Consider the following 16,107-nt stretch of genomic DNA (forward strand, 5'->3'; position numbering starts at 1 on the left):
GGTTGGTTGAGGGGTTCAGGAAGAGGAGCACAGAGCGTGACCGTGCGTTCTTTTGCCCGCCGCATGCGGCCGAGGGTAGAGCGGAAGGCCGCCGAGCGGGTCTGGCAGCTGCGCACCATGCGCCGCCGTCGCCGGGCCGCGGTCACGGATCCGGTGCTGCGCCCGGTGCGGGTACGCGGCCAGGAGCTGTACGGGCGGGTGGTGGACCGGTTCAGCGCCGCGGAGGCGGCCGCCGCCAACCTCGACCTGGTCGTGGCCGCGCTGGAGCAGGAGGGCGTGCCGTACTTCCTCGTCGCCTCCCGCACCCGCCACGTCCTCGGCGTGAACGTCGTCGACCGGGAGCGCTTCCTCGACGCCCTGGAGGCGCAGAACGCGGGGAAGGCGGTGTTCATCGGCAGGCCGCTGCCCGGTGGACAGCTCAAGCACCCGGCGATGTTCCTGGACGGCGTGCTGCCGGCCCCGCTGCGCACCGCCCCCGTACTGCGGATCGGCGAGAACCACCTCGGGCCGGCGGGCCAGCTGCTCGCCGGGCCGGAGCTCGCCTGCGACGTGGAGTTCTGGGAGGACGGCGGGCAGCTGCTGGAGTCCGCCGACGGCCCGCGGCGCCTGGCCAAGGTACAGCCGCAGGCGTCCGCCGACGTCTTCGCCGAGTCCCTGATCGCCCCGCGCAACAACGGCGTCACGGACGTGCTGCCCGCGGCCGAGCAGAAGCCGGTGACCGTGCGGGTGGGCGAGCGGGAGCTGCCGGCCTTCGCCCCGCTCACCCTGCCGACGGTGAACCAGGTGACGTTCCCCGTGGACGTCGTCTACACCTGGGTGGACGGCGAGGAGCCCGCGATGCGCGCCAAGCGGGCCAGGTACCAGGAGCGCGGCACGGCGGAGATCCTGGACAAGGAGACCAACGCCTCCCGCTACACCAGCCACGACGAGCTGAAGTACTCCCTGCGCTCGCTGGCCATGTACGCCGACTTCGTCCGGCACATCTACATCGTGACCGACGGCCAGAAGCCGCACTGGCTCGACGACACCGCCCCCGGGATCACGGTCGTCGACCACCGCGACATCTTCCCGGCGGACGTGCTGCCGGTGTTCAACTCGCACGCGATCGAGACCCGGCTGCACCACATCCCGGGCCTGTCGGACCACTACCTGTACTTCAACGACGACGTGTTCGTCGGCCGCCGCATCACCCCGGAGCACTTCTTCCACGGCAGCGGCCTGATGAAGATCCCGGTGTCCCCGCTGAAGATCGGCGTCGGCAAGCCGCACGCCGAGGAGACGGCCACCAACTCCGCCAGCAAGAACGTACGGCGGCTGCTGCTGGAGAAGTTCGGGCGGATCACGACGAACAACTTCATGCACACCCCGCTGCCGCAGCAGCGCGAGACGCTGCGGACGCTGGAGGAGCTGTTCGCCGAGGAGATCGGCCGGACCACGGCGTCCCGGTTCCGCTCGCCGTCGGACATCGCCATGACGGCCCCGCTGCTGTACCAGTACGCGCTGATGACCGGCAGCGGTGTGGCGGGCAGGTTCAGCTTCCGCTACGTCAACATCAGCCGCCCGGACGCCGAGCGGCGTCTGACCGACCTGCGCCGCAACCGCCGTTTCGACTTCTTCTGCCTCAACGACGTCGACGTGCCGCCGGAGGAGCGGGAGCAGGTCAGCTTCCGGATGCACGACTTCCTGGAGGACTACTTCCCGTTCCCGAGCCCCTACGAGAAGCCCGCGCCGTCCGCGAACCCCGCCGAGAAGCAGAGCTGACGGGGCCGCGGCCATGGACCTCCGTCACCGCTTCGCGCCGGCCCCGGGCATGCGGGCCGTCCGGGACCTGATGGTGCGCCTGCGGCTCTGGCTGTCGGCCCGGCTGTGGGCCCTGCGGGCCGCCCCCGCCCGGCGGCGCCTCAGAGCCGCCGTCCCCGGGGTGCGCCGGATCTCCGCCGGGCCGCTGCGGCTGTACGGCCGTACGGTCGCCTGGTACACCGCGGCGGGCGCCGGCGCGGCGGACCTGGAGCTGATGTGCACCCTGCTGCAGACGGCGGGCGTGCCGTACTTCCTGGTCCCCGCCCAGCAGGGGTCCGCCGCGCCGCGGCAGGTGATCGGTGTCGAGGCGACGTACCGCGAGGTGGTGCTCGCCCGGGCCGCGCAGCGGTTCGCCCGCACCGCCCGGTACGTCGGCGCGGTGGGCGCGGACGGCTCGGTGACCCACGCGGCGCTGTGGGCCGACGGCAGGCTGCCGCGGGCGCTGCGGCGGGCCGACGTGCTGCGCACCGGCGTGGTGCGCCTCGGCCCGTCGGGGCAGGTGCTCGGCGGTCTGGAGGCGGGCTGCGACATCGAGTTCTGGCACCGCGGCCGGGACCTCGGCACCGCGGGCCCGGACCCCTCCTGGCTGACCGTGCCCGGCAACCGGCTGCCGGACGTCTTCGCCGGCGCGCTCGTCGCCCCGCGCGGCAACCCGGTGGCGGAGGTGCTCCCGGTGTCGGCACGGCAGCCGGCGACTGTGGCGGGCAGCGGCAGGAAGGTGCCGACGTTCGCCCCGTTCGCCGCGGCCGGCATCGACGAGGTGCTGTTCCCCGTCGACGCCGTGTACACCTGGGTCGACGGGGACGACCCGGCGCTGGCCGAGAAGCGCCGCGCCCACCAGGAGCGTTCGGCGGGCGCCATCGCCCCGCGCGAGACCGGCGCCTCCCGCTACACCAGCCATGACGAACTCCGGTACGCGCTGCGGTCGCTGGAGATGTACGCCGGGTTCGTGCGGCACGTCTACCTGGTGACCGACTCGCAGGTCCCCTCCTGGCTGGACCCGGAGGCGGAGGGCCTGACCGTGGTGGACCACCGGGACATCCTCCCGGCCGACGCGCTGCCCGTGTTCAACTCGCACGCGATAGAGAGCCGGCTGCACCACATCCCGGGTCTGTCGGAGCACTACCTCTACTTCAACGACGACGTGTTCATCAACCGCCCGGTGCGGGCCGAGCACTTCTTCCACGGCAACGGCATCGCCCGGATCCCGCTGTCCCCGCTGAAGCTCGGGGTCGGGGACCCGCACCCGCTGGAGCCGGCACCGAACTCCGCGGGCAAGAACACCCGCGAGGTGATCCGGCGCTTCCACGGCCGGCAGATCACCCACAAGTCGCTGCACACCCCGCATCCCCAACTGCTGTCGGTGATGAGGGAGATGGAGCGACTGGAGATCGACGAACTGGAGCGGACGTCGTACTCGCGCTTCCGCTCGACCTCGGACGTCGCCCCCGCCTCCACGCTCCACCACCACTGGGCCATCGCGACGGGCCGGGCCGTCCCGGCGGACTACCTCTTCCGCTACGTGCAGCTGGGCACCCCGGACATGCGGCGGCGGCTGGCGCGCCTCGCGGCCGGTGAGGACGTCGACTTCTTCTGCCTCAACGACGTGGACACCGCCCCGGCGGACCGGGCCGCGGCGCAGGCCGCCCTCCGCGCCTTCCTGGAGCGCAAGTTCCCCTTCCCCAGCCGCTTCGAGCGGGTGCCCGGTGCCGCGTCGCACCTGATCGCCGCGCACACGGGCCGGCACGCCCCGGCCGGACAGGGGCTGCCGCGGCGCGCCGTCCGGCCGCGGCGGCAGGCGGCGCTGGAGGACGCCCGGCGCGTCGATTGACGCTTCCCGCTAATCGAGTGGTGCTCCGGTGACCTCCATCGGTAACTTGTGCCTGCCGCCGGAGCCACTTACCACCCCTGGGGGGAAACGATGTCGCCAGCCACCCTGAGACGCGCCGCCCGGGAGACCGTCTCCGGGCTGCCCCGCGAGTTCTGGTGGCTGTGGACCAGCACCCTCGTCAACCGGCTCGGCGCGTTCGTGGCCACCTTCATGGCCCTCTACCTCACCCTCGACCGCGGGTACTCGGCGTCGTACGCCGGTCTCGTCGCCTCGCTGCACGGTCTCGGCGGTGTCGTCTCGGCGCTCGGCGGCGGGGTCATGGCGGACCGGCTGGGCCGCCGGCCGACCCTCCTCGTCGCGCAGACCGCCACGGCCGCCTCGGTCGCGCTGCTCGGGTTCATGACCGACCCGGCCGCCATCGCCGGGGTCGCCTTCCTCGTCGGCATGGCCTCCAACGCCTCCCGGCCGGCGGTGCAGGCGATGATGGCCGACATCGTCCGCCCGGAGGACCGCGTCCGCGCCTTCTCCCTGAACTACTGGGCCATCAACCTCGGGTTCGCCGTCTCCTCCGCGGCCGCCGGGTTCATCGCCGAGTTCAGCTACCTCGCCGGGTTCCTGATCGAGGCGGGCATGACCCTGGCCTGCGCGCTCGTCGTCTTCCTCAAGGTGCCCGAGTCCCGGCCGACCGCCGGGGGCGCCAAGGAGGCGCAGGACGACGTCCGGCTCGGCACGGTGCTGCGGGACGGGCGGTACATGGCCGTCGTCGGCCTCTCCTTCCTCGTCGCCCTGGTCTTCCAGCAGGGCTCGGTGGGCCTGCCGGTGGCCATGGGCCGGGCCGGTTTCTCGGCCGCCGACTACGGCCTCGCCATCGCCGTCAACGGCGTCCTGATCGTCGCCCTGCAGATCCCGGTCACCCGGCTCATCGAGCACCGCGACCCGCGCACCCTGCTGATCGTCTCCTCGGTCCTGGCCGGCTACGGCTTCGGGCTGACCGCCTTCGCCGGGTCGGTCGGCGTCTTCATGCTCACGGTGTGCGTGTGGACCCTCGCCGAGATCGTCAACGCCCCGACCCAGACCGGACTGGTCGTCCGCCTGTCCCCGGTGCACGGCCGCGGCCGCTACCAGGGCATGTACACCCTGTCCTGGTCCGTGGCCGCGCTGATCGCGCCGCTGATGTCCGGCGCGGTCATCGACCGGTTCGGCGCGGAGTGGCTGTGGGCGATGTGCGCGGCGGTGGGCACGGCGGCCGGCGTCGGGTACGGGATGCTCATGCGCCGCCTGCCCCCGGAGCGGCCGGTGCCGGCCGCGGTCCCGGCGGACGCGGTGGCCGAGGCCCCCGCCGTGTGACGTGCCTCACGGCCGGGCCTGTCACATCCCGGTGGGCCGCCGCGTCAGAGAGGTGCAAGCAGCGGCAACCACACGGGAGCAGACCATGGACGCTCGACTGAACCTTCTCACCGACCCGCTGGCCGGCAAGGTCTTCAAGCACTTCAACGCGGCGGGCCGGGCGGTCGCCGACTCGTCCCTGCCGACGGCCGTGCAGGAGCTGGTGAAGATCCGCGCCAGCCAGATCAACGGGTGCGCGTTCTGCACCGACATGCACACCAAGGACGCCACCGCCGCCGGGGAGACGGCCACGCGCCTGCACCTGGTCGCCGCCTGGCGGGAGGCCACGGTGTTCACCGAGGCCGAGCGGGCCGCACTGGAGCTGACCGAGCAGGGCACCCGGATCGCCGACGCGGCGGGCGGGGTCACGGACGAGGCCTGGGCGAACGCCGCCCTGCACTACGACGAGGAGCAGCTGGCCGCCCTGGTGGCCCTCATCGCCGTGATCAACGCCTACAACCGCGCGAACGTCATCGTCCGGCAGCCCGCCGGCGACTACGTGCCGGGCATGTTCGGCTGAGCGGCACCGGGTGGGCCGAGGGGGGCGTCAGGGATGCATCCGCGCCCCCTTCAGCACCTTGTCCACCCCGTTGCGCGGGCCGTACACGGCGAGCCCCACCAGGTCCAGATCGGCCGTGGTGACGGCGCGGACCGCCGCGCGGTTGTCGCGGTCGTTGCCCGTGGCGAACAGGTCGGCGGTGAAGACGGCGCGGGGCAGGGCGCGGCTCAGTGCCCGCTCGTGCGCCGCCTTCAGGGTCTCCTTGGTGCCCTCGAAGACCAGCACCGGCTGCCGGAACATCGGCAGGTAGGCCACCCCGTCCGCGTCCTCGTACGGCTCCCCGACCACCTCGGGGATCGTCGCGGCCAGGCCGCTGACCAGGAAGGCGGTCACGTTCAGGCGCTGCCAGGGCTCCAGGTCCTCGCGCAGCAGCACGGCGATCTTCGTGTCGAAACGGATGGGTTCAGTGCTCATGGAATGAGACTGCCGACCGCCGTACCCCCCGGTCTTGTACGTTCTTTGCATGGCCGCCCGGCAGGAAGTCACCGCGTGGCGCCCCCGTGTACCGGGTGTCACGGAGGTCTTCCACGCCCACTTCACCGAGTACGCCTATCCGATGCACGTCCACGACGCCTGGACGCTGCTCATCGTCGACGACGGCGCCGTCCGCTACGACCTCGACCGGCACGAGCACGGCACCCCGCTCGACACCGTGACGCTGCTGCCGCCGCACGTGCCGCACAACGGCGCCCCCGCCACCCCGGACGGCTTCCGCAAGCGCGTGGTGTACCTGGACAGCAGCCGGCTGGGCGAGGAACTGATCGGTGCGGCGGTGGACGGGCCCGACCTGCGGGATCCGGTACTGCGGCAGCGGGTGGGCCAGTTGCACGCCGCACTCGCCCGCCCCGGCGACGAGCTGGAGGCGGAGAGCCGGCTGACCCTCGTCGGGGAGCGGCTGCGGGACCATCTGCGGCGCCGGGCGGAGCGGCCGCCTGCGCACCCGGACCCGGCCCTGGCCCGTGGGCTGCGGGAGCTGCTCGACGCACGCGTCGTCGAGGGCGTCCCGCTGGCGGAGGCGGCGCGGCTGCTGCACGCCCATCCCGCCCATCTGGTACGGGCGTTCAGCACCGCGTACGGGATCGCCCCGCACCGGTACCTGATGGCCCGCCGGGTCGGCCGGGCCCGGCGGCTGCTGCTGGACGGGCTGCCGCCGGGCGAGGCGGCGCCGGCGGCCGGCTTCTACGACCAGGCCCACCTCACCCGGCACTTCAAGAAGCTGGTCGGGGTGACGCCGGGGCGCTACCGCAGCGTGCGCTGAGCCTCGTACAGGTTGCGCGGGCGCACGGCGTCCGTGGTGCCGTACAGCTCCAGGCGGGAGTGCAGATCGCCGGTGAAGTCGGGGACGTCGGTCTGGTCGAACTCGGTGACCTCGTTGATGCCCACCGTCGCCGAGTACGGTGCCAGGCCGTCGATCCTCATCAGGCCCGCGCGGCCGTTGGTGACCCGGATGTTCCAGTGCGCGAAGCGGGCGCCGAAGAGCGGTCCGGCACTGGCGTCCCCGCCGTGGCGGCCGTCGTTGTCCACGGTGATGTCGGTGCGGACGTTCGCGAAGGGCAGTCCGCGGTGGCTGTCGAAGGTGCCCATCCGCATGTCGCCGCGCGACCAGACGTTGTGGGAGGACAGGCCCTCCACGTTGATGCCGTGCAGCTGGGTGCCGGCGGGCGCGGGGACGGTGCGCTCCTCGACGGTGAAGTCCTCGACCAGGTTGTCGTGGGAGCCCTCGCGGCAGAAGTAGGGGTGGTGCGAGCCGCGTCCGGCGACCCGGGTGCGGCGCAGGGTACAGGCGGAGGCGGCGACCAGGCCGAACCCGTTGTCGACGTCCCGCACGGTGACGTCGTCCACCCAGCAGTCGTAGGCGCACTGCAGGACGACACCGTTGTGGCCCTTGTCGAGGAGGTGCGGGGACTGCGGGGTCTCGACCGCCCGGAGGGTCAGGCCCTCGACGCCGGAGCCGGTCAGCTCGGTCAGGTGGGTGGTCAGCCGGGGGTCCCACTCCGGGCGCAGGTCGAGCGGGAGCGGGCGTTCGAGGGTGACGCGGCGGCCGTGGACGCGGGTGACGCGGACGGGCCACTCGTAGGGGACGTAGGAGGTCAGTTTCGTCTTGTCGTCCCAGGAGTAGGCGGCCGGGCCGGGGCCCCCGCCCGCCATGTGCTGGAGCAGGGTGTGGGCAGGGTCGTCGGCCAGGCGGAGCAGGACGAGCCGGCCGGGGCGCAGCGGGGCCGGGTCGGCGACCGTGATCGTCCACCCGCCCCGCCGGGCCGGTTCGACGGCGGTGAGGGTGGTCCACTCGTCCCGCCGGTTGCCGGTCCAGCCCTCGAAGGGCCAGGCGCGGGACCTGATGGCGGCGACCAGGGAGTCCCAACGGGCGCTCGGGGCGAGCCAGATGAGACCCCCCGCCCAGGACCAGGAGGACTTGTCGCCGCCGTAGCGGGAGCCGTAGACGCCGATCAGCTCGGTGAGGTTCTTCGTGGCGTACAGGGTCGTACGGCCGCTGCCGGCGCCGCGCAGGACGACGTTCGAGGCGCCGACGCGGATGACGTCGTCGATGCGGAAGGTGCCGGGCGGGACGGTGACCGTGCCACCGCCGGCCCTTCCGGCGGCGGCGAGGGCACGGTTGATCGCGGGGGCGCAGTCGGTACTGCCGTCGGCCACGGCGCCGAAGTCGGTGACGTCCGCGACGACACGGGGGCGGGGGAAGCGGCGGGTCCCGCCGCGGTACCCGGCCCGGCCCACGTACGGGATCTGCGGGTGGGTGAACGGGGCGCGCCGGAACTCCCCCCAGATCGAGGCCACTTCGGCCGCCCGGGCGGTGCCGGTCGCGGCTCCGAGGGCCACCGCGGTCGCGCCCGCGAGGAGAGTCCGCCTGGTGAGGTGTGCGTTGCTCATGTCCACCCGCCCCTTCATATTCATTCATGTGAACGATGTTCAGGAGTGCGTCGGCGGTGAGCATGCCACCGGGCCCGCCGGGCGGGAAAGGGGGCGTACGGAAAAAGGCGCGCGAAGGAAAGGAAAGGACCGTCAGTCGGTCGAGCGCTCGATCAGATGCTTGAACGCGTCCAGGTTCCGGGTCGATTCGCCGCGGGAGACGCGCCAGGCGTACTCCTTGCGGATGGAGGAGGCGAAGCCCATCTCCAGAAGGGTGTTGAAGGCGCCGTCGGCCGCCTCCAGGATCTGGCCGAGGAGGCGGTCGATCTCGTCGGGGGTGACCGAGGCGAGCGGAAGGCGGGCGGTGACGTAGACGTCGCCGAGCCGGTCGACGGCGTAACTCACGCCGTACAGCTTGAGGTTGCGCTCCAGGAGCCAGCGGTGGACGCCGGCCTCGTTCTCGTCGGGGTGGCGGACGACGAAGGCGTTGAGGGAGAGGGAGTGCCTGCCGACGAGGAAGGAGACGGTGGTGGAGAGCTTGCGCGTGCCGGGCAGTTTGACCACGTAGTTGCCGGGCTCGGGGCTCTCCCACTCCAGTTCGGCGTCCTTCAGGAACGCCTCCAGGACCTGTCCGGTCTTCTCGACATCACCCATGGTGGGAGCGTACGCGACGGCGGTGGGACTGGGTCGCGGCCGTGTAGACGTCGGCGGTGGCGGCGGCCGCCGTGTCCCAGCCGAAGGACTGGGCGTGCCGGGCGGCGGCCTCGCCCATGGTGGTGCAGAGCGTGGGGTGGTCGGCGAAACGGCGCAGCACGCGGGCGTATTCGGCCGGGTCGTGGCCGCTCACGAGGAAGCCGGTGCCGCCGTCGCGCACGGCCACCGGCAGACCGCCGACCGCCGCCGCGAGGACCGGGGTGCCGGCCGCCTGCGCCTCTATGGCCACCAGGCCGAAGGACTCGCTGTAGGAGGGCATGACGAGCAGCGACGCCGCCCGGAACCAGTCGGCGAGCTGCTCCTGGCCGACCGGCGGATGGAACCGTACGACGTCCGCGATGCCGAGCCGCGCGGCGAGCTTCTGGAGCCCCTCCGGCTTCGCGAGCCCGCTGCCGCTGGGGCCGCCGACGACCGGGACGACGATGCGGGAGCGCAGCTCCGGACGCTCGTCGAGCAGGACGGCCACCGCCCGCAGCAGGACGTCCGGCGCCTTCAGGGGCTGGATGCGGCCCGCGAACAGCGGGATCAGCGCGTCCTGCGGGAGGCCGAGGCGGGCGCGGGCCGCGGCGCGGCCGTCGGCGGGGCGGAAGCGGTCGAGGTTCACCCCGGGGTGGACGACGGCGACCGCGGCGGGGTCGGCCGCGTAGTGCCGGACCAGTTCGCCGGCCTCCTCCGTCGTGTTGGCGATGAGCCGGTCGGAGGCGGCCACGATCTGCGTCTCGCCGATGACCCGGGCGGCGGGCTCGGGGGTGTCGCCGTCGGCCAGGTTGGCGTTCTTGACCTTGGCCATGGTGTGCATGGCGTGCACCAGGGGGACGCCCCAGCGCTGTGCTGCGAGCCAGCCGACGTGGCCGGAGAGCCAGTAGTGGGAGTGCACGAGGTCGTAGTGGCCGGGGCGGTGGCCGGCCCAGGCCTGCATCACCCCGTGGGTGAAGGCGCACAGCTGGGCCGGGAGGTCCTCCTTGGCCAGGCCCTCGTAGGGGCCCGCGTCCACGTGCCGGACGAGGACTCCGGGCGCCAGCTCGACCGTGGGGTCGAGGCCGCCGGCCGTGGCCCGGGTGAAGATCTCGACCTCGATGTTGATCGCGGCCAGCCGCTGGGCCAGCTCCACGATGTAGACGTTCATGCCGCCGGCGTCGCCGGTGCCGGGCTGGTGGAGCGGGGAGGTGTGCACCGAGAGCATGGCGACCCGGCGTGGCCTGCGGTAGAGCCGGAGCCGGGAGGCGGCGGCCGGGGAGCGTCGCCCGAGCCTGCTGACGTACTGGCTCACGTGGCGTTCCTCCTCGCTGTGGGCATGCCGGTCACCGGGCGGACCCCGCCCCTCGACTGGGTCCAACAGCCGACGGGTGCCCCGCCATTTCCCGATCACCTGGCTTTACCCAATCATTACCCCGAATCGCTCAACCGTTCGAACGCCGGTGGCGTCTCCTACGGGCGGCGGCACGGCGCCGCCGCCCCGCCGCGCCCACTTACCCTTTGGGTATGCCAGCCCACCCCGCCGCCCACCTCCGCTCTCGGCTCCGTCCGAGCGGGGGCGCTCCCGTCGTGGGAACGGTGACACGCGGGACGACCAACCCCAACCGGCTGCGCCGCATGGACCGCTGGATCGCGGCCGTGCACGGCGCCGAACTGCGCCGCGCGAGCGCTCCGGTCGCCGTCGACCTCGGCTACGGAGCCGCGCCCTGGACCGCCGTGGAACTGCTGGCCCGGCTCCGCGCGGCGGCGCCCCGCACCCGTGTGGTCGGCGTCGAGATCGAACCGGACCGGGTGGCGGCGGCCCGGCCGTACGAGCGGGAGGGCCTGGCCTTCCGGCACGGCGGCTTCGAGGTGCCGGTGGACGGGCGGCCGGCGCTCATCCGCGCCGCCAACGTGCTGCGGCAGTACGACGAGGCCCAGGTCGCCGCCGTGTGGGAGCGGCTGTGCGCCCGGCTCGCCCCGGCGGGCGCCGGCTCGCGCGGCGGACTGCTGGTCGAGGGGACGTGCGACGAGATCGGCCGGCGGCACGTCTGGGTGGCGCTCGGCCCGGAGGGCCCCCGCACGGTCACCTTCGCCACCCGGCTGGGCTCCCTGGACCGCCCCTCCGACCTCGCCGAGCGCCTGCCCAAGGCGCTGATCCACCGCAACGTCCCCGGTGAGCCCGTGCACGCCTTCCTCCGCGACTTCGACCGCGCCTGGGCCGCCGCCGCACCCTACGCCTCCTACGGCGCCCGCCAGCGCTGGCTGCGCGCGGTGGGGGACCTGACGGCCGACTGGCCGGTGACGGACCGACCCGCCCGCTGGCGCCAGGGCGAAGTGACGGTGGCCTGGGAGGCGTTGGCCCCACGGGGCTGACAACACCCAGCCGACGGACGCCTGCACACCGGACAGACTGAGCCCCGGCCGTCCTGGGAACCCACCGCACGCGTCGTACGTCGCACCGGCGGGGAGATCGTCGTACGCGGCGGTCGACGGGGGAAATCCGACTTCCGACGACCTCTGTCGCTTTGCGCGCGGCCGTGGCACGATCCCTCAGGCGACCGTAAGTTACTGACGGTAAATCAGTTTGGGGGAAACAGGTATGGGTCCGGGCAAGCGCGGTCTGCTCACGGCCGCCCTGACCGTGGTCTGCGCGGTGACCGTCCTCGCGGCACCCGGAACGGCCTTCGCGGCTCCCACACCGACACCCGCGCCCACCCCCACGGCGAGCGGTTCCCCCACCGCCCCGACTCCCCCGCCCGACAAGGACCTCGAACGGGTCCGCCAGAAGCTCGACGGGCTCTACCACGACGCGGCCGTCGCCACCGACGCCTACAACGCGGCCCAGGAGAAGGCGGAGAAGCAGTCCGCCGAGATCGTCGCGCTGGCCAAGAAGATCGTCGAGGGACAGCGGCGGCTGAAGAGACTCAAGAACCAGGCGGGCGCGGCCGCCCGCTCCCAGTACCGCACCGGCGGCCTGCCCCCCACCGCCCAGTTCCTGCTCAGCGACGACCCGGGCCAGTTCCTGGACGGCGCCGGACTGGTCCTGCAGGGACAGTCGGCGACGAAGAAGCTCCTCGGCGAAGTCACCCGCACCCAGAAGGAGTTGCAGGAGTACGCCGACGACGCCTCCGCGCAGTGGAAGAAGCTGGAGGCGGGCCGCAAGGCCAAGGCCGCCGCGAAGAAGAGGATCGAGCGGCAGATCGACGCCGCCGAGAAGCTCGAGTCGCGGCTGGAGAAGAAGGAGAAGGAGCGGCTCGCCAAGCTGGAGGAGGCGGCCGCCCTCAAGGCCCAGACCGCCTGGCTGGACACCGGCGTCCTCAAGGAGGTCGACGGCAAGGCCTCCGCGCAGGGCAAGAAGGCCGTCGCGTTCGCCACCGCCCAGCTCGGCAAGCCGTACGTGTGGGGCGCCGAGGGGCCGGACTCCTTCGACTGCTCGGGCCTGACCTCCCAGGCCTGGGCGGCGGCCGGCCACCCCGTCCCGCGCACCTCGCAGGAGCAGTGGAAGCAGCTCGAGCACGTCGACGTCAAGGACATGCGCCCCGGCGACCTCGTCATCTACTTCGACGACGCCAGCCACGTCGCGATGTACATCGGCGACGGCGCGATCATCCACGCCCCGCGCCCGGGGCGCACGGTGACGGTCGCGGGCGCCGGCTCCATGCCCATCCTGGGCGTCGTGCGCCCCGACGCGTGAGGCGCACCACGGGCCGGGCGGGCCCGCTGCCATGTCCCCCGTGACGCACGTCATGTGACCCACCGCACGGCCGGTCACCGCCCGAACTCGGCCCTGGAGTGAGCTTCGTCATCCCCGCCCGGACGGCGGCCTGTCCAACTGCGGTACGTATCGCGGCATATGACAGCGGCCTGCACGGGAGCGACCCGGCTCACACCATTCCATCGGGGTGGGCAATGCCGCTATGGTCACCCGTCGGTGGGCCGAGACCCCTCGGCACCACCGTGCCCTCGGGGGGAGGGAAGGAACCCAGACGATGCCCGTACCCGTACCGCGGCAGAGAGCGATCCCGGCCGTGGAGAGTGGTCAGGCGCCGGCCGCCTCCGCAATCGGCGGCCCCCTCAAGGAAGAGGCCCACCGCGACGCCACGCCCGTGCACAGCAACGGCGCCACTCTCACCCTGCTGCTGATCGAGGACGACCCGGCGGGTTCGCCGATCGTGCCCGATCTGCTGGACCCGGCCGGAAAGCCGATGCGCGTCCGCACCGCCCGCAACCTCACCGAGGCGGAGCGGCTGCTCACCGACGACGTCCACTGCATCCTGCTGGACCTCGCGCTCCCGGCCCCGGGAGGCTCCGGCGCGGACGACGAGCTGGCCGTGCTCAAGCACGTCCTCCAGCTCGCGCCCCGGCACGCCGTGCTCGCGCTGACCGCCTCCGGCGACGCCGAGCGCGGCACGGAGGCCGTGCGCGTGGGCGCCCAGGACTACCTCTTCCGGGACGAGCTGGACGGGCGTCTGCTCAGCCGCGCCATCCGGTACGCGGTGGAGCGCAAGCGGTCCGACACCGCCGAGCGCCGGCTGGCCGAGGGCCGGCTGCGCGCGCAGGAGAACCGCCGCCTGGAGCGCGGCCTGCTCCCCACCCCGCTGCTGGAGGGCTCCTCGCTGCGGTTCGCCGCCCGCTACCGCCCCGGCCGGTCCCGAGCCCTGCTCGGCGGTGACTTCTACGACGCCGTGCGCACCCCCGACGGCACGGTGCACGCCATGATCGGTGACGTCTGCGGCCACGGTCCGGACGAGGCCGCGCTCGGCGTGGAGCTGCGCATCGCCTGGCGGGCGCTGACCCTGGCCGGGCTGTGCGGGGACGAGCTGCTGGGCACGCTCCAGGAGGTGCTGGAGCACGAGCGCGCGGACGAGGAGATCTTCGCGACGCTGTGCACGGTGGACATAGCCCCCGACGGGCGCCGCGCCGGCCTGTGCCTGGCCGGCCACCCGGCACCGCTGATCGCCCGCCCCGGCCGGTCCGCGCGCCTGCTGCCGTACGACAACAACGGCCCCGCCCTCGGTCTGCTGCCCGGCGCCCGCTGGCCGCGCATGCAGGTGGAGCTGGGCGCCGAATGGAGCCTGATGCTCTACACCGACGGCCTGATCGAGGGCCGGGTCGGCGCGGACGGGGAGCGGCTCGGCCAGGACGGCATGGTGCGGATGATCCGCCGCCAGCTCTCCGAGGGGCTGCGGGGCGAGGAGCTGCTGCGGGCCGCGGTGAGCGAGGTGCGCGACCTCAACGGCGGCGAGCTGACGGACGACGTCGCCGTGGTGCTGCTGGACCGGGCGCCGTAGGCGTTGCCCGTCGGCGCGGGTGCCGGTGGTCCGTGGCCGCACGCACGGATCCCCGCGCCCCTGGGGGCGCGAGGATCCGGGGGATGCCGCTAGCGGCCGCCGTTATACGGCCCGTACGGGCCGTCGCTGCTACTGCCCCCGCGGCGGCGGCCGAAGCCCCGGCCGCCAGAGACCTGCACGAGGGCCGGGCGGACGTCCACGAAGAAGACGATCGTCGCCACCAGGCCCGCGAGCTGCAGGAACAGCATCGGGACGAAGAGGTTCACCGCGACCACGACACCCAGGATGATCAGCCAGAAGCCCTTGTTCTGCTTGTCGGCCGCGCGGTAGGCGTCGTCCCGGAACAACGCGGCCATCACCAGGGCCACCACCGCCATCGCCAGCATGGCGGTGAAGAGCAGCCACATGAAGCCGCCGAATGCCGTCATCAGCACAGAGCCCACCACCCCGGTCGAGTCGTCAGTACAGCCACCGTACCCATACAACGGGCCGGACACCGCGAAGGTGCCCGGCCCGATCCCGTCCCGGCCGTCGTGTCACTTGGCCGGCGGGGGCGTCTTCTTCGGGGTGGTCGGGGTGCTCTTGCGCGGCGCCGGGGCCTTCTTCGCCACGGGCTTCCTCTCCGCGGCGACACCGGCCGGCGCCTCGGCCGGCTTCGGCTCGTCCTTGACGTCGACCGGCTCGGGCTTGCCCTCGACGGCGATGGCCAGGTCCTCGATCTCCTCGGCGGCCTCGCCGCGCCAGGTCTTCACGGTCGCCTCGCCGTGCTCGGCCACCTTCTCGTAGGCCTCACGGGCCTTGACGGCGTACTCGGCGGCGACGCCGACCCCGCGCAGGGCGAGGTCCTGGGCGGTCTCACCGAGCTTCTTCAGGTCGACGTCGATGGTGCCCAGCAGCTCGTTGACCCTGGTCTGCAGGGTCTCCTGCGCCTCCTTGGCCCGGGCGGCCGCCTTCTCCTGCACGGCCTTCGGGTCGGTGTTGCGGACGGCCTCGATGCGGGCCGGGGCCTCGGCGCGCAGCTGCTCGACCAGGCCGGGCACCTTCTTGGCCTGCTGGAGCGCCAGGTCGGCGGTGCCGGCGGCGAAGTAGAGCGGCTTCGGGTCGCTGAGGGTCTTGCGCAGGTCGTCACTGATCGCCATGGTGAGGGTCCTCCCGGATTCGCGTTCGGCTGAGGTTGGTGTGGTCCGCGGTGGGAGCCGGTGCCCTGGTCCGGTTACCCGGCCGTCCGCCGCGGGCCCGCATCGTCTGCGCCGGCCGTGCGGGTGCCGCGCACGGCGGTGTCGCCGGTGTCCTGGTCCGTGACCCCCGCGCCGTCCTCGTCGTCCTCGACCACCGCGGGCTCAGCGATCCCGAATCCGTTCTCCTTGCGGAAGGACTCGTAGATCTGGAGCAGCACCTGCTTCTGCCGCTCGTTGAGCGAGGGATCGGCGAGGATGACGGCGCGCGTCTCCACCTCGTCCCGGTCCCTCTCCGCGTCGAGGATCCCGGCGCGGACGTACAGCGTCTCGGCGGAGATGCGCAGGGCCTTGGCGACCTGCTGGAGCACCTCCGCGCTGGGCTTGCGCAGCCCGCGCTCGATCTGGCTCAGGTACGGATTGGACACCCCGGCGGCATCGGCGAGCTGCCGCAGCGACAGCTGTGCGTTGCGCCGCTGCTCGCGCAGGTAGTCACCGAGATTGCCGACGTTGAGCGATGCCATGCCT

General features: G+C 73.0%; 15 protein-coding genes. 8 read left to right on the forward strand and 7 right to left on the reverse strand.

Going from position 1 to position 16,107, the window contains the following annotated elements:
• Window positions 1-63 precede the first annotated feature (63 nt).
• The 4 genes from BLW57_RS18545 to BLW57_RS18560 all read left to right on the forward strand — a co-directional run bounded on the left by BLW57_RS18545 (window position 64) and on the right by BLW57_RS18560 (window position 5,537).
• Window positions 64-1,761, forward strand: a complete 1,698-nt coding sequence (locus BLW57_RS18545) for a stealth family protein (RefSeq protein ID WP_256339520.1) — start codon at window positions 64-66, stop codon at window positions 1,759-1,761.
• Window positions 1,762-1,774: 13 nt separating this feature from the next.
• On the forward strand, window positions 1,775-3,631 hold the full coding sequence (locus BLW57_RS18550; RefSeq protein WP_093475912.1) for a stealth family protein: 1,857 nt from the start codon (window positions 1,775-1,777) through the stop codon (window positions 3,629-3,631).
• Window positions 3,632-3,721: 90 nt separating this feature from the next.
• The gene (locus BLW57_RS18555; RefSeq protein ID WP_176985635.1) at window positions 3,722-4,978 is read left to right on the forward strand and encodes an MDR family MFS transporter; all 1,257 of its coding nucleotides are present in this window, start codon (window positions 3,722-3,724) and stop codon (window positions 4,976-4,978) included.
• A gap of 85 nt (window positions 4,979-5,063) precedes the next feature.
• Window positions 5,064-5,537, forward strand: coding sequence for a carboxymuconolactone decarboxylase family protein (locus BLW57_RS18560; protein ID WP_093475914.1), 474 nt, complete (start codon window positions 5,064-5,066; stop codon window positions 5,535-5,537).
• Window positions 5,538-5,564: 27 nt separating this feature from the next.
• Here the strand turns inward: BLW57_RS18560 and BLW57_RS18565 are convergent, their stop codons facing one another.
• Window positions 5,565-5,990: a DUF2000 domain-containing protein gene (locus BLW57_RS18565; protein WP_093475915.1), complete on the reverse strand. Its 426-nt coding sequence runs from the start codon at window positions 5,988-5,990 to the stop codon at window positions 5,565-5,567.
• A gap of 49 nt (window positions 5,991-6,039) precedes the next feature.
• Here BLW57_RS18565 and BLW57_RS18570 point away from each other — a divergent pair, with 49 nt between their 5' ends.
• Entirely contained in the window at window positions 6,040-6,834 is a 795-nt protein-coding gene (locus BLW57_RS18570) for an AraC family transcriptional regulator (RefSeq protein ID WP_093475917.1), read from the forward strand.
• Here BLW57_RS18570 and BLW57_RS18575 read toward each other — a convergent pair.
• From BLW57_RS18575 to mshA, 3 genes are all read right to left on the reverse strand, one after another.
• Window positions 6,816-8,462: a glycosyl hydrolase family 28-related protein gene (locus BLW57_RS18575; protein WP_176985637.1), complete on the reverse strand. Its 1,647-nt coding sequence runs from the start codon at window positions 8,460-8,462 to the stop codon at window positions 6,816-6,818. The two genes, BLW57_RS18570 and BLW57_RS18575, sit on opposite strands and share 19 nt — an antisense overlap.
• Window positions 8,463-8,594: 132 nt before the next feature.
• A complete protein-coding gene (locus BLW57_RS18580; protein WP_093475918.1) occupies window positions 8,595-9,095 on the reverse strand; it encodes a type III secretion system chaperone family protein in 501 nt (166 codons plus the stop codon).
• Window positions 9,088-10,425, reverse strand: a complete 1,338-nt coding sequence (gene mshA / locus BLW57_RS18585) for a D-inositol-3-phosphate glycosyltransferase (protein WP_093475920.1) — start codon at window positions 10,423-10,425, stop codon at window positions 9,088-9,090. The genes BLW57_RS18580 and mshA overlap by 8 nt, the downstream gene beginning before the upstream one ends.
• 275 nt (window positions 10,426-10,700) lie before the next feature.
• Here mshA and BLW57_RS18590 point away from each other — a divergent pair, with 275 nt between their 5' ends.
• From BLW57_RS18590 to BLW57_RS18600, 3 genes are all read left to right on the forward strand, one after another.
• A complete protein-coding gene (locus BLW57_RS18590; RefSeq protein ID WP_176985638.1) occupies window positions 10,701-11,486 on the forward strand; it encodes a class I SAM-dependent methyltransferase in 786 nt (261 codons plus the stop codon).
• 226 nt (window positions 11,487-11,712) lie between these two features.
• Window positions 11,713-12,807, forward strand: a complete 1,095-nt coding sequence (locus BLW57_RS18595; RefSeq protein ID WP_093475923.1) for a C40 family peptidase — start codon at window positions 11,713-11,715, stop codon at window positions 12,805-12,807.
• 295 nt (window positions 12,808-13,102) lie between these two features.
• Window positions 13,103-14,404 (forward strand): PP2C family protein-serine/threonine phosphatase, encoded by a 1,302-nt coding sequence (locus BLW57_RS18600; protein ID WP_093475924.1) that lies wholly within the window; start codon window positions 13,103-13,105, stop codon window positions 14,402-14,404.
• An 89-nt stretch (window positions 14,405-14,493) separates the two neighbouring features.
• Here BLW57_RS18600 and BLW57_RS18605 read toward each other — a convergent pair whose 3' ends face one another.
• From BLW57_RS18605 to BLW57_RS18615, 3 genes are all read right to left on the reverse strand, one after another.
• Entirely contained in the window at window positions 14,494-14,832 is a 339-nt protein-coding gene (locus BLW57_RS18605; protein ID WP_371127860.1) for a DUF2516 family protein, read from the reverse strand.
• Window positions 14,833-14,940: 108 nt separating this feature from the next.
• Window positions 14,941-15,543, reverse strand: coding sequence for a hypothetical protein (locus tag BLW57_RS18610; RefSeq protein ID WP_093475927.1), 603 nt, complete (start codon window positions 15,541-15,543; stop codon window positions 14,941-14,943).
• Window positions 15,544-15,617: 74 nt separating this feature from the next.
• A complete protein-coding gene (locus tag BLW57_RS18615; RefSeq protein WP_093475929.1) occupies window positions 15,618-16,103 on the reverse strand; it encodes a helix-turn-helix domain-containing protein in 486 nt (161 codons plus the stop codon).
• Between the last annotated feature and the right edge of the window lie 4 nt (window positions 16,104-16,107).

It is taken from the genome of Streptomyces sp. 1222.5 (assembly GCF_900105245.1).
GTDB classification, from domain to species: Bacteria; Actinomycetota; Actinomycetes; order Streptomycetales; family Streptomycetaceae; genus Streptomyces; species Streptomyces albidocamelliae.